This is a genomic window from Gleimia hominis, assembly GCF_032085515.1.
In the GTDB taxonomy this organism is placed as follows: domain Bacteria; phylum Actinomycetota; class Actinomycetes; order Actinomycetales; family Actinomycetaceae; genus Gleimia; species Gleimia hominis.
Map to the genome: position 1 here is coordinate 495,564 of NZ_JASXSX010000001.1, position 12,462 is coordinate 508,025.

12 protein-coding genes are annotated in these 12,462 nt (G+C 56.1%); 3 read left to right on the forward strand and 9 right to left on the reverse strand.

The annotated features are described in order from the left end of the window. Positions 1–109: 109 nt before the first annotated feature. Genes QS713_RS02120 through QS713_RS02130 form a run of 3 tightly spaced genes read left to right on the forward strand, consistent with a single transcriptional unit; the run spans position 110 to position 3,271 of the window. A complete protein-coding gene (locus tag QS713_RS02120) occupies positions 110–1,468 on the forward strand; it encodes a quaternary amine ABC transporter ATP-binding protein (RefSeq protein ID WP_313272071.1) in 1,359 nt (452 codons plus the stop codon). Next, a complete protein-coding gene (locus QS713_RS02125; RefSeq protein ID WP_313272073.1) occupies positions 1,468–2,322 on the forward strand; it encodes an ABC transporter permease in 855 nt (284 codons plus the stop codon). Before QS713_RS02120 ends, QS713_RS02125 begins: the two co-directional genes overlap by 1 nt. Positions 2,323–2,377: 55 nt before the next feature. Next, a complete protein-coding gene (locus QS713_RS02130; RefSeq protein WP_313272074.1) occupies positions 2,378–3,271 on the forward strand; it encodes a glycine betaine ABC transporter substrate-binding protein in 894 nt (297 codons plus the stop codon). A 148-nt stretch (positions 3,272–3,419) separates the two neighbouring features. On the opposite strand, the gene QS713_RS02135 is transcribed toward QS713_RS02130, so the two are convergent. From QS713_RS02135 to QS713_RS02175, 9 genes are all read right to left on the reverse strand, one after another. Continuing rightward, entirely contained in the window at positions 3,420–4,172 is a 753-nt protein-coding gene (locus tag QS713_RS02135) for an ABC transporter permease (RefSeq protein ID WP_313272076.1), read from the reverse strand. Then, the gene (locus QS713_RS02140; RefSeq protein ID WP_313272078.1) at positions 4,172–4,951 is read right to left on the reverse strand and encodes an ABC transporter ATP-binding protein; all 780 of its coding nucleotides are present in this window, start codon (positions 4,949–4,951) and stop codon (positions 4,172–4,174) included. Before QS713_RS02140 ends, QS713_RS02135 begins: the two co-directional genes overlap by 1 nt. A gap of 39 nt (positions 4,952–4,990) precedes the next feature. Then, positions 4,991–5,839 carry a formate/nitrite transporter family protein gene (locus tag QS713_RS02145; RefSeq protein WP_313272079.1) on the reverse strand — a complete coding sequence of 283 codons (849 nt, stop codon included), beginning with the start codon at positions 5,837–5,839 and terminating at the stop codon, positions 4,991–4,993. Positions 5,840–5,923: 84 nt separating this feature from the next. Next, entirely contained in the window at positions 5,924–7,222 is a 1,299-nt protein-coding gene (locus tag QS713_RS02150; RefSeq protein WP_313272080.1) for an MFS transporter, read from the reverse strand. A 93-nt stretch (positions 7,223–7,315) separates the two neighbouring features. Then, the gene (locus QS713_RS02155; RefSeq protein ID WP_313272082.1) at positions 7,316–7,981 is read right to left on the reverse strand and encodes a MusI family membrane protein; all 666 of its coding nucleotides are present in this window, start codon (positions 7,979–7,981) and stop codon (positions 7,316–7,318) included. Beyond that, positions 7,974–9,059, reverse strand: a complete 1,086-nt coding sequence (locus tag QS713_RS02160; RefSeq protein ID WP_313272084.1) for a LacI family DNA-binding transcriptional regulator — start codon at positions 9,057–9,059, stop codon at positions 7,974–7,976. Before QS713_RS02160 ends, QS713_RS02155 begins: the two co-directional genes overlap by 8 nt. A gap of 57 nt (positions 9,060–9,116) precedes the next feature. Further along, a complete protein-coding gene (locus tag QS713_RS02165; RefSeq protein ID WP_376779561.1) occupies positions 9,117–9,932 on the reverse strand; it encodes a carbohydrate ABC transporter permease in 816 nt (271 codons plus the stop codon). Positions 9,933–10,090: 158 nt separating this feature from the next. Continuing rightward, complete coding sequence (locus QS713_RS02170) at positions 10,091–10,936, reverse strand: carbohydrate ABC transporter permease (protein ID WP_102216481.1); 846 nt, start codon at positions 10,934–10,936, stop codon at positions 10,091–10,093. A 65-nt stretch (positions 10,937–11,001) separates the two neighbouring features. Continuing rightward, positions 11,002–12,339 (reverse strand): ABC transporter substrate-binding protein, encoded by a 1,338-nt coding sequence (locus tag QS713_RS02175; protein WP_313272087.1) that lies wholly within the window; start codon positions 12,337–12,339, stop codon positions 11,002–11,004. Positions 12,340–12,462: the final 123 nt, after the last annotated feature.

A 12,462-nucleotide genomic window follows, 5' to 3' on the forward strand; every position in this document is an offset into this window, starting at 1 on the left:
AATCAAAAACTTGAAGTCTAGAACACGGAAGAAGAGGGTGTAGATGCGCGCACTGCGCTGCGAGAACGTCTACAAAATTTTTGGTAGAGATTCAAAAAAAGCTCTAAAAATGCTTAAAGAAGGCGCTCAGCGGAGTGCGCTGCCCGAAGGTGTAACAGTAGCTGTAGAAGATGTGAGCCTAGATGTTAACGAAGGTGAAATCTTCGTCGTCATGGGCCTATCCGGGTCCGGTAAATCCACACTTCTACGCACGCTAAACGCCCTAGGGCCAGCTACGGACGGGAAAATCTACGTGGGCGACCAAGAGGTCACGAACATGCCCATGGGGGAAATCCGCCGGCTACGCGAGCAACACATGTCCATGGTTTTCCAACACTTCGGGTTGCTACCGCACCGCACCGTGCTGGATAACGCTGCCTACCCCCTAGAGATTCAAGGTGTAGGCAAACAGGAACGCGAGCAGAAAGCACTTGAGGCCCTAAAAACCACCGGGTTGGAAGGCCGGGAGAACGCGTACCCCGACGAACTCTCCGGCGGGATGCAGCAGCGCGTGGGCCTGGCTCGCGCCCTCACTGCGGATGCGGACATTTTGCTGATGGACGAGGCGTTCTCGGCGCTAGACCCCCTGATCCGCCGGGACATGCAGGACCTCCTGCTGGAACTGCAGAGCCAAAAGAAACGCACCATCATTTTCATCACCCACGACCTGAACGAAGCAATGTACGTGGGGGACCGCATTGCGGTGATGAAAGACGGGAAGATCGAACAGGTGGGGACTGCGGAAGAAATCCTCACGAGCCCCGCTAACGACTACATCGCCCGGTTCGTGCAAGACGTGGACCGCACGCGCGTGATCACCGCGTCCTCGCTGATGCGCCAGCCCGGCACCCGGATTTTCACGGCAGACGGGCCGCGCGTTGCCCTCAAGAAACTAGAAGAATGGGACGAAGAAGGCGGTTGGGTAACAGACTCAGGTACCCTGCGGCTGCGCGGCATGATCCACACGGAAGACGTGGCGAGTGCGCTGCATAAGAACCCGGAACTGCGTTCCACTGAATCGATTCTGCGCCACGAGTTCTACCAGGTGGGGCCCGATACGCCTCTGTCAGAAATCATTAGTATGGCGGCGAATACGGACATCACGATTCCCGTGGTGGACGAAGACAATAAGCTACTGGGCATTATTCCCCGCGTCGCGATCGTGGTGGCACTTGCATCGCAAGGTGATAACGCGGAAACCGGTGGTGCTACGGCGGCTGCGGGCGCGCCTGAAACCGGTGGCACTCCTGCGGCCGCGGGTACGCCTGAAACGAATGGTGCTCGTGCGGCGAAGGACGCGTCTGAAGTAAGTGCTCCCGCAGCGGAAAACACTGCTGAAACCGAAGGAGTCACCACACCGCTGAATGGTAAGCCGAGACAGGAGCAGGAAATCGAACAAGAACTCTCGAACGGGAAGGAGAATAACTGATGAGTAACAACGATCTATGGTTCTCTTTGCCCGTAGGGGACTGGGCGGACGCCGCGATGCGGTGGATGATGGACGCGTGGGACGGCTTCTTCGGCGTTGTCGCCACGATCCTAACGTCCGTGTGCGACGCCCTGTACTTCGTGTTCTCTACACCCCCGTTCTGGGTGATCATGCTGATCGTCGCCGTCATCGCGTTCTTCGCAAGCGGTTGGAAACTGGCGGTTGGGTCCATTATCGGCATGCTGTTCATCTACGGTATGGGCCAGTGGGACAACGCCATGTCTACCCTGTCCATGGTGGTGGAAGCCTCCGCAATCGCCGTGCTGTTCGGCGTGCCCCTGGGGATCTTAGCGGCGCGGGTTAAATGGGTTTCACGCATCACCCGGCCGATCATGGACTTCCTGCAAACCATGCCTGCGTTCGTGTACTTGATTCCGTTCGTCATGATCTTCTCGATCGGGATCGTCCCCGGCATTGTCGCGACCGTCCTGTTCTCAATCGCACCGGCCGTGCGGTTCACAGAACTGGGGATCCGCCAGGTAGACAAATCTGTAGTGGAAGCCGCGTACGCGTTCGGAGCTAAACCCAGCCGCGTGCTCCGCCAAGTAGAACTCCCCTTAGCGCTACCCACAATCATGGCGGGCATTAACCAGGTGATCATGCTGGCCCTGTCCATGGTGGTTATCGCCGGTATGGTCGGTGGCGGCGGCCTCGGTAACGACATTGTCCAAGCACTGCAACGCGTGAACATCGGGTTGGGTGCTGAAGCTGGCTTAGCTGTTGTGGTGCTCGCAATGATCCTCGACCGGCTAACTGCCTCATTCGGTAAAAAATCTGAAAGAGCTAACCGCTAACTGAAGCTCTCAACTGGATACAAATCTCATTGCACAAGTAGAGGAAGGAAAACGCATGTTTTTGAAGAAAGCTTTTGCTGTGGGCTCGGCCCTAGCGCTTTCCGTTTCGCTCGCGGCCTGCTCGGGTGGTTCGGGAGATAAGTCGGACGCAGGGGATTCCAAGTCCCTATCCGTTGGCGTACCCGCCGGCTGGGACGAAGGCGTAGTTATTTCCAACATGATGAAGAGCGCGTTGGAAGATCAGGGTTACGACCTGAAACTGACGGACGCGGACATTGGCGCAGTATTCACCTCCATCTCCAAGGGCGATATGGACCTGCTGTTTGACGGTTGGTTGCCACTTACCCACAAGTCTTACGTAGAGAAATACGGGGACGACATGGAGGACCTGGGAACCTGGTTCGACGAGGCGAAGCTGGCGTTGGCTGTGAATAAGGACGCGCCGATTAAGTCCATTGAGGAACTGGCGGACCACGCGGACGATTTCAACAACGAGATTGTTGGTATTGACGCGGGCGCGGGAATTACGGAAACCACCGAGAAAACCGCGATCCCGGAGTACGGTCTGGACAACATGAACTTCAAGATTTCCTCTACCGCCGCGATGTTGGCGGAACTGGATTCTGCGATGAAGAACAAGAAGAACATTGTGGTTACCCTGTGGAGCCCCCACTGGGCTTACAGCGCGTTCGACGTGCGTGACCTAGAGGACCCGAAGGGGGCCATGGGTGGTGCGGAGAAGATCCACACGTTCGCCCGCAAGGACTTCAGCAAAGATAATGAAGCTGTTGCGAAGATGATTAAGAACTTCAAACTCTCGGCCGAAGAGCTTTCGGACGTTGAGAACTACGTGTTGAACGAGCACAAGGACGAGCCGATTGAGAAAACAGTTAAAGAATGGCTCGACAAGAACCAGGAAGTGCGCGACCGCATGAAGGTCGAGAAGTAACCCATTTCCTGTGGTTTTCTTCATGAGGTTCTAACGCGCAATTAAGCGCAAGAACAAACTAAAGGGGCTTGGATCCGCCGCATAAGCGGGTTCAAGCCCCCTTTAGTGTCCGTGAGAGTCGTTTAGTCTTGCACCCCGTGAGGCTGGGTTATTTAGTCTTGCGCCGAATGGTGATGGAGGCCAGAAGGAGAGCGGCGAGGACAATTGCGGTTAGTAACGCAAGCTTGCCCCACGACGCACCGGTGAGCGTGGCCTCATCAGTAAGATTGCGGGTGATGTCCACGGCCCATGTCATGGGCATTAGGTTAGCGCAGACCTCAAGGGCTTTTGGCATGTCTTCTTTGGCAACGAACAGGCCGCACAAGAATAGCTGCGGGGCAACGAACAGGGGCATGAATTGTACGGCTTGGAATTCCGTGTGGGCGAATGCGCTGGCGAGCAGGCCGAATGCCACGCCGAACAGGGCTACAACCGCGGTGGTGGCAACAAGAACCGCCCACGACCCTTCAATCTCTAACCCCATCATGCTCCACATCACCAGCAGCAGTAGCCCCACTTGCAGCAACGCGAGCACGCCAAACACAATCCCGTAAGAAACAATGAGGTTCCACCGGCTCAGGGGTGTGGTTAGAATCCGCTCTAACGTACCGCTCGTGCGTTCGCGCAGCATCACCACGGACGTGACGATAAACATGAGGGCCATAGGCAGGACCACCAGGATAATGGGCCCCACGCGGTCAAATGGGTGGGGTGCCCCCTGCGGAACCGGGACATCGTGAAAAACCCAGTACAGCAAAGTCACTAACGCTAGTGGCATTAAGATTACGAGCGCGATTGTGCGCGGGTCGTTACGCAGTTGAGCGCTGATACGGCGAATCGTCGCGGTCCATGCTTGATGCATCAGTTGGACTCCTTAATTAGCGCGAGGAATGCTTCTTCGGGGTTGTTTGTACCCGTTTCTTCCTGCAGTTGCGCAACCGGCTTGTGTGCGAGGAACTGGCCGTTTCGCATAAACAGTACGCTGTCGCAGCGAGCAGCTTCGTCCATCACGTGTGAAGAAACCAGGAGGGTCACTCCGCTGTGGGCCAGTGTTGTGAACAGGTCCCACAGGTTTTCGCGCGTGAGGGGATCTAACCCCACGGTGGGTTCGTCGAGCACGAGCAACTGCGGATCCCCAACCAGAGCACAGGCCAGTGAAGCCCGGTTTGCTTGCCCACCGGAGAGCTGGTCGACTCTGCGGGTCGCTAGGTTTGCGAGCCCTACTCGGGCAATCACCTGGTCTACCTGCTTCATGCTGGCATGTTGAAGGCGGGCGAAATATGCGACGTTGTCACGCACGCTAATATCCGTGTAAATACTCTTGTCTTGACTCGTGTAGCCAATCAAGTGGCGTAACGCGCGATGCCCAGCGGGGTAGCCGCACACTTCTAGGGTGCCGGACGTGATGGTTTGCGCTCCCACAATCGCGCGCATAAACGTGGATTTACCGCACCCCGATGGGCCCATCAAACCTGTGATCGAACCGTGTGGCAGCTCGCAGTCGATAGCCCGCAGCACGCGGTTTTTAACCCGCCGTTTGCCACGATCCACCACCAGTTGGTGGCAGTCCAAAATGGGTGTCTGTTCATTAGCATGCCCATCGTGGGTGGCGCCGCGGGCTAATCCTTTAGAGTTGTGCATACCCTCATTGTAAAAATACCGAAGTGGTATGCGCATAAGTTACCGTTCGGCAGGCTGCGGATCCTTGTGTGCGTACCAGAAGTAAATGCCTACGAATACGCCGCCGCCGAGAATATTGCCTAACGTTACTGGCAGCAGGTTCACAAATAGGGCGTTGAATAAGGTCAGTGGTCCGTTCCCGTAGTCAAGTAGCAGGCCGTAGGGCAGCATGTACATATTCGCAACAGAGTGCTCGAACCCGACTGCTACGAACAGTGAAATCGGGCCAACTACCGCAACGATTTTATCTGTCAAAGACTTACCCGCGTACGACAGCCACACTGCTAAACAAACCGCGAGGTTGCAACCGATCCCCAAAACAAAGCATTCAAGCGGGGTGTGGGAAAGCTTCGCGGACGCGGTCGCCACAATGGTTTGTCCCCAGGCTCCGTTTGCGTTTTTCTGTAGCCCACCAAAGTAACAAAGGGCAACCACGCCGAGGGATCCAACCAGGTTTCCAACGTAAACTATCGCCCAGTGGGTGAGTACTTGCGACCAGTTCAACATGCCTTTCGCTTTAGCGACCAAGTTCATGGTTGTTGAGGTGAACAAGTCGGCTCCCGTAATAATCACGAGGCCTAAACCAACTGAGAATACTAGGCCGCTCAAAAGTTTAGCCACCCCAAATGGGAGGCGGCTACTACCGGTTGCTACTGTGGTGAAAAAGGTGAAGCCTAATGCGATGAACGCACCGGCAGAAACTGCGAGCATAAACATCTTGGTGGGCCGGGCAGTAGCTTTGCCGAGCATTGCGTTAGCCGCGATCCCCACTATTTGTTTAGGCGAGGCAATAGCAGACTGTGTACCTGCAGAACTAGAGGACTGTGCTGGTTTGATGGGTTTGCTCATATCCTCTACTTTAGTCCCATACTTACGTAAAATACACGTTGTAACAGCATGTTATGAGCGCAGGGTGCTGAAGGCAGGGCAGCGCTAGTCGCCTGGTTCGTCGCCTTTCCGCCGCTTTTTACGTTTCCACAGCCGGCCCATCCCCAGGCGGCGTGAACGCAGCTCGGTGGGTAGGTGATTCTTCTTGCGTTTACGCGAAGTTTCGCGCAAGAACGGGATCGACAGCAGGGTCACCAGCGTCATCAACCACGCGAAAGCGATCACCGCGTGGAACCCACCGTAAGAACCCGAACGGTCAATAAAGCGGCCTGCAATCGCGGAACCGATTGACACGCCCACGTTCATTGCCGTGGACATCCATGTGAGCCCTTCCGTTAGACGTCGGGCGGGCACTGCTCTTTGCACCATCGCGTTCACGTTAATCATGGTGGGGGAAATGCCGAATCCGGTTATGAACATCATGATCGCCATTAACACCACGCCTTTAGTGAATCCCACTAGCGTGACGCCAACAGATAGGGCCACCACCCCGGTTACGAACAGTTTCCACAGTGGGAACCGCCACGTGCGCGCCCCGTAAATCAGGCCTGCTAGCATCGATCCGGTGGCGAACACGGCCAGCAGTAATCCGGAGGCCGACCGCACTCCGTGTTCAGAAGTGAACGCTACGACGGACACGTCGATCCCACCGAACATTGCGCCCGCCCCAATGTACACGAGCGCCAGGGAGATCATCACCGGTTGCGTCATCACTGAACCCGCCGCGTCCGCTGCCGCGTCTTTACCTAACGCCGGTGGCTCCGTTTCTCGTTGCGATAGGAACCACACGCCGCCAAACAGGGCGAACATAACCGCTAACGCTAGCCCAGCGATTGGGTTTACGGAGGTGGTGAGCAAGGTGGCGAGGATCGGCCCCACCATGAACACAACCTCATCCAACGTGGATTCTAGTGAATACGCGGTGTGTAGCTGCGAGGCGTTCTCTACCACGCCTGTCCAACGCGACCGCACCATCGCCCCGAGGGAACCGGAAAACGCCCCAGCTATGATCGTAAAGATGTACAGCAAGATGGCGGGCCCACGCATGAACGCCACGACCATTACGCCGACGATGCCTAGTACGGAAGTGATGACCGATGGGAGCATCACTTTTGACTGCCCATGCCGGTCCACTAACCGCGCTAGCACGGGTGCCGCCACCGCGTACGCCACGATGTTCACCGCAGAAACTTGGCCGGCAAGCGTGTATGAGCCGTACAGCGCAGAAATCATTAGGATCTGGGAAATACCCACCAGGGACATGGGGAAACGCGCTAAAACCCCGGCTGCAGAAAACTTTAATGCACCGGGGATACTCAGGATCTCACGATACGACTTGAACACTCATCTAGGTTATTAGATATTTTGCTTTAAAACACGTTGCGCCCGGGGTGAAACATACCACCGGATCCCCATCAGAATGCGCGAATGTGCCGCTTACAGGTTTTGTAGGTGGGGGGAAAATATTAGCTGCGTGAGGAACCAGCAGAACGCGAAAGTAAAAACAAAGTAAGTGAAAAGTACTGTTCCGCGCGCGCCGGGTATCACGAGGGCAAGAATAATCGGGGCGGCCCACACCAGTACAGCGGCGGCGGTGCGGGGGAGGTAGCGGATCGACCGGATGGTGGCGGTTTGAAGTAGAGATACGAAACCGGGGGTGGTGGGCCTGGGGCTTGGAGTGCGAACGGGTTTCGATAACTGTCCTAACAGCGCAAAAAACCACAGAGTAATCCCAGCTACTAGGATTGCGCCGGCAAACAACCCCACTTCTAACACCATTGCACTGGTGCGTGTTATCGCTGAACTTGCCCGCCCAATCAACAGCCAGTTGTACCCCCCGAGCACCACGAGCGCTCCGCACAGCACGGCCCCACCCGTGGCGGCACCAAACCGGTAGGTGAACTCGTGCAAGAACTGGCGGGCCGGCCGTGCCCCACCGCCTTTAATCAGGTCGGCAATCACCGCGTTCGCAGCCCGAGTAGTGGCTCCGATGGTGATTACCGGTAGTGAGCACAGCACCATCAGCAGGTTCACCACCACCAGGTCCGCGGCTAAAGACAACACCGCGTAGAACGAAGAAGAAGGGCTCAACCACTTAGGCACGTGACCTCCAAACGGGTTGCTCAGCAAAGATTGTGTTGCGCACCGGGCCGGTGGAAGACCGCACCACCAGCTCACCGGGCAGCAGCAAGTGGCGCGCTGCCTCCCCACGCATGGCCGCGAACAGGGCTTCGCACGTGCGCTCCACCAGGTCGTGTAGGGGCTGCCGGATCGTGGTTAACCGCGGGTGCGAGTACGCAGCGATTTCCACCCCATCAATCCCCACCACAGACACCGCTTCGGGCACCCGCAGCCCCATGTCCAGCACGGCACGCATCACCCCCAGGGCAATCACGTCCGTCATCCCCACAATCGCTGTGACCTGCGGGTGTTTCGACAGCATTTCGTAGCCCAACTGCAGCCCATAGTGGTAGGAGTACGGGGTGTCTTGCACGGGCCCACGCAGCACCGCGGGAGTGGTGTTGGAACCGAAACGCTTTCGCATAGCCGCGCGGAAATAGTGTGAACGCAGTTCCCCCACCGAGTTGTCGGCCGTGTCCGAACCGATGAACCCAATTTCCTCATGCCCCAAATCCGCTAAATACTCCACGATTTGCGTGAGCGCCAGCTGGTCATCCAGTGCCACCGACGAGTACGAGTCTGGTTTTAATGCTTCATTATGAGGAATGGTGCACAGCACGAAGGGCGCTCCAAGGGCCTCGAACTGTTTGCGGGAACCATCTAGCTGGCCGCCTAGGAACACCACTGCGGCTGGGTGAGCAGTGGCGGTGTGCTGCAAAGCCGCCTGCACTTCATCTTCCCCATGGGGGACCCGCAGCATCGTCACGTGCATCCCGCGCTCGCGGATTTTGGCTTCGAACACGTCGAGCATCTCTAAGAAAAACGGGTTTGACGGCCCCTTAACTACGAGCGCCACGCTGTCTGACGTGGTCTGGCGCAGCTTCCGGGCGTGCAAGTTCGGGGCGTACCCCATGGTGCGTGCCATTTTCAGTACGCGTTTGCGGGTGTGGGCGTTCACGTCCGGCGCGTCGTTCAGGGCGCGTGACACCGTGGTTACGCCCACGCCGCAGGCCTGGGCGATTTCCTTAATGGTTACCCGCCCAGTAATTTGTGCCATCATTACTTACACTTTCGTTGCCCAATAGGCGTGGCCCTTCAGAGCCCTACCTAGAGGACTCTATCCTTTAACTGCGCCAGCTACTACGCCCTCAATAATGTATTTTTGGGCAAACATGTAGAACGCGACGATCGGGATGATCGCCAGCACCAGCATCGCCATCATTGCTCCCATGTCGCGGTTACCGTTCGACCCCACCAGCATTTGCACAACCACGGGAATCGTCTTGTACTTGGTTGACAAGCCGATCACCAGGTAGGGCAGCAGGTAGTCGTTCCACACCCACATGGCGTTTAAGATCGCCACGGTAATCGCCGTTGGTTTCAACATGGGCAGCACTACCCTAAAGTAGTTCTGCAGGGGGCTGCACCCGTCGATAATCGCGGCTTCCTCAATGTCTAGGGGAATGGATTTAACGAACCCGCAGAACATGAATACGGACAGGCCAGAGCCGAAACCCAGGTACAACACCACGATCCCGATGGGGTTCGCTAAGTGCAGCATGTCGGCGATTTTCACGGTGGGGAACATGACCATCTGGAACGGGATCACCATTGAGAACACGAACATGTAGTACAGGGCACTGGTCCACCACGTTTTCACGCGGGTGATGAAGTACGCGGTCATTGCGCAGAAGAACACGATTGCGCTTACCGTCAGGATCGTGATTACGAACGACCACAGCATGGCCCAGAAGAACCCGGTTTGCACCAGGCCCGTCACGTAGTTCTCTAGGCCCGCCCACATTTCCCCTAGGGGGAGTGCAAACGGGTGGTCTGCGATGGAGAATTTCGTTTTGAATGAGTTGAATAGGATAAAGAAAATTGGCCCGAGGAACACGCAGGTAAGGAACACTAGCACCGCGTACAGCAGCAGCTGTGCGGGTCCTAACTTCTGGCGCCGCCGCGGGGTAGTGGGAAGTTTGCCTCCCGGCGCGGCCTGCGGGTGGTTACCCGTACTAGTGCCGGACTGGTCTGCGACCTGGAGTGGGTTCGGGTTTGAGTCGGGCGCGTTCGGATTCAGTGCTGCGGTGCTCACGCCTCAACCTCCTTACTACGTGTGGCGCGTAACTGGAACAGTGCGATCACTACTACGACGCATACGAAAATGACGGCTTTAGCTTGGCCCACGCCCTCAAACCCATTGCGGTTGAACATGGTGTTCACAATGTTGAGAGCAACCATTTCTGTTTGATGCTGCGGCGCCCCATTTGTTAACGCCAGGTTCTGGTCGAACATTTTGAACGTGTTCGACAGGGTGAGGAACAGGCAGATCGTGATGGACGGCATCACGGTCGGGATCGTTACGTTCCGGAGGATTTGCCAGCGGCCCGCACCGTCTATCTGCGCGGCTTCCACCAGTTCTGGAGGGACGTTTTGCAAACCTGCGATGTAAATGATCATCATGTACCCCACTAGCTGCCAGTTAATGAGGATGATCAGGCCGATGTAACCGTATTTCCACTCCGAAATGATGGTGGTGGAGTAGCGCGCGAGGAACGCGTTGATGATGGATTGCCAGGTGTAGCCAAGGACGATTCCACCGATTAGGTTTGGCATAAAGAACACGGTGCGGAAGAAGTTTGTGCCCGCGAGTTTGCGGGTGAGGACCCACGCGATGGTGAACGCAAACAGGTTCACGCTGATGATCGACAGGATCACTACCAGCAGTGTGAAGCCGAATGCGGCGGTGAACCCTTCGCGGGGGTCGAGGGCGTCAATGTAGTTCTGCAGCCCCACGAATTCCGCGTCCGTAATTGTGGTGAAGTCGGCGAACGACAGGAACAGGCCGATGAAGAACGGCACTAGGAACGCAATCAGGAACGCGAGGAGGGTGGGGAGGACGAAGATGGGGAAGTACTTTTTCAGTGTTGCTTGCATAAAGATCACCTAAAGGGGGCTGGTGGGCGCGGCACGGTGACCGCGCCCCAACCCAGGTTTATTGGCTACTTGAGCATCGACTTTTCATTAGCCCAAGAATCTGTGAAGGTTTTGACAACCTGATCCCACTTTTCGTTGCCCGATGCGTACTGCTGCAGTGCGGCACCGAAGTCGTTCTTGAACTGTTGGGACGGGTAGGTGGTGAACACCCAGGTGATCGTCTCTTTGTCTGTGTCGTTCATGGACTGGGCAACCTGTTGTGCCAGCGGGTCGGTGGGAATGTCTTTGTCGGTGAAGTCTTTGTACGGGGCGATGAATCCCAGGTCTTCGACCACGTGTTTTTTACCTTCGTCGGTGGTGAACAGCCATTCAATGAAGTCTTGGGTGGCTTTCTGATCAGCCTTGGAGGCTTTAGCGTTAATCGCGGTAAAGGATTCCGTGCCGATTGCTAGACCTTGCTTTTCTTCACCTTCATGCCCGGTGTAGATAGGCATGAACTTAATCTTGTCTTCTTTAACTACGTTGCCAGATACGTCTTTGATTTGGCTCCAAGCCCAGTTCCCGTTTTGAACCATCGCGGCTTTACCCTGGGCAAATTCTGACATGGAGTCGGTAACAGTTTTGTTGGGCGTCAACGCGGGCTCGACCGTGGAGTCCTTCAGGTACAGGTCAAAAATGTTCTTGTATTCGTCGTTGTACTTGAACTTTGCATTGTCTGTGTCCGTGATGTCCTCGTCTTTGTATTCGTAGAACATCGGGATGTTTGACAGGTGGGTCTGCCAGCGCCAATCTTCACCGGTCGCTAGGGATGTAGATGCGAACGCGCCGTCGATCCCCAGGTCCGCTTTCTTTGCTTGCATGTCGTCCGCAACTTCTTTGAGTTTTTGGAAGTTATTGATCTCTTCCATGTTTTTGGCTTTAGCGCCGTCCATTGCGAAGTATTTGTCGAAGATGTCTTGGTTGTAGATCAGGCCGTATCCTTCTACTGCGAGCGGGAGGCCGTATACTTTTCCGTCTTCACCCTTGAGGGCGAGGTTGTCGTCTTTAATGCTCTTGGCCCACTTCGTGTCCGTTAGGTCCGCTGCGTATTTTTGCCAGGTTTTCAACCCCATTGGCCCGTTGATGCCGAACATGGTGGGGGCGTCTTTTTTGGAGATTTCAGACTTGAGGGTCTGCTCGTTGGTGTTGGACGCGGCGGTTACGATCTTAACTGGGACACCGGTTTTTTGAGTGTATTCTTTAGCGATCTTCTGGAACGCGGCGTCTTGTTCTGGTTTGCCGTTCAGGTAGTAGACGGATCCTTTGCCATCATCAGCTGAATCGGACGAGCATGCGGCCAAGCCGGTTAAGGCGAATGCGCCAGCCACGAGTGCAGCACAGACCTTCCGGGTTCTGGTACTCATGAGGTTCCTCCTTTGGAACGTGGATCCGTCTTCGGATCCCGTAGGTTGTCAAACTTGATCGGAAACGTTTCCGGTCGTTGGTTCAATCATGCCACGTAACCGTCCGCCGCGCCACGTGAACTG

Coding starts and splice junctions, on each gene's coding strand:
- QS713_RS02170 (WP_102216481.1), bottom strand. CDS start 10,936: ATGCAAGCAACACTGAAAAAGTACTTCCCCATCTTCGTCCTCCCCACC.
- QS713_RS02125 (WP_313272073.1), top strand. CDS start 1,468: ATGAGTAACAACGATCTATGGTTCTCTTTGCCCGTAGGGGACTGGGCG.
- QS713_RS02130 (WP_313272074.1), top strand. CDS start 2,378: ATGTTTTTGAAGAAAGCTTTTGCTGTGGGCTCGGCCCTAGCGCTTTCC.
- QS713_RS02160 (WP_313272084.1), bottom strand. CDS start 9,059: ATGATGGCACAAATTACTGGGCGGGTAACCATTAAGGAAATCGCCCAG.
- QS713_RS02135 (WP_313272076.1), bottom strand. CDS start 4,172: ATGCATCAAGCATGGACCGCGACGATTCGCCGTATCAGCGCTCAACTG.
- QS713_RS02175 (WP_313272087.1), bottom strand. CDS start 12,339: ATGAGTACCAGAACCCGGAAGGTCTGTGCTGCACTCGTGGCTGGCGCA.
- QS713_RS02140 (WP_313272078.1), bottom strand. CDS start 4,951: ATGCACAACTCTAAAGGATTAGCCCGCGGCGCCACCCACGATGGGCAT.
- QS713_RS02145 (WP_313272079.1), bottom strand. CDS start 5,839: ATGAGCAAACCCATCAAACCAGCACAGTCCTCTAGTTCTGCAGGTACA.
- QS713_RS02120 (WP_313272071.1), top strand. CDS start 110: ATGCTTAAAGAAGGCGCTCAGCGGAGTGCGCTGCCCGAAGGTGTAACA.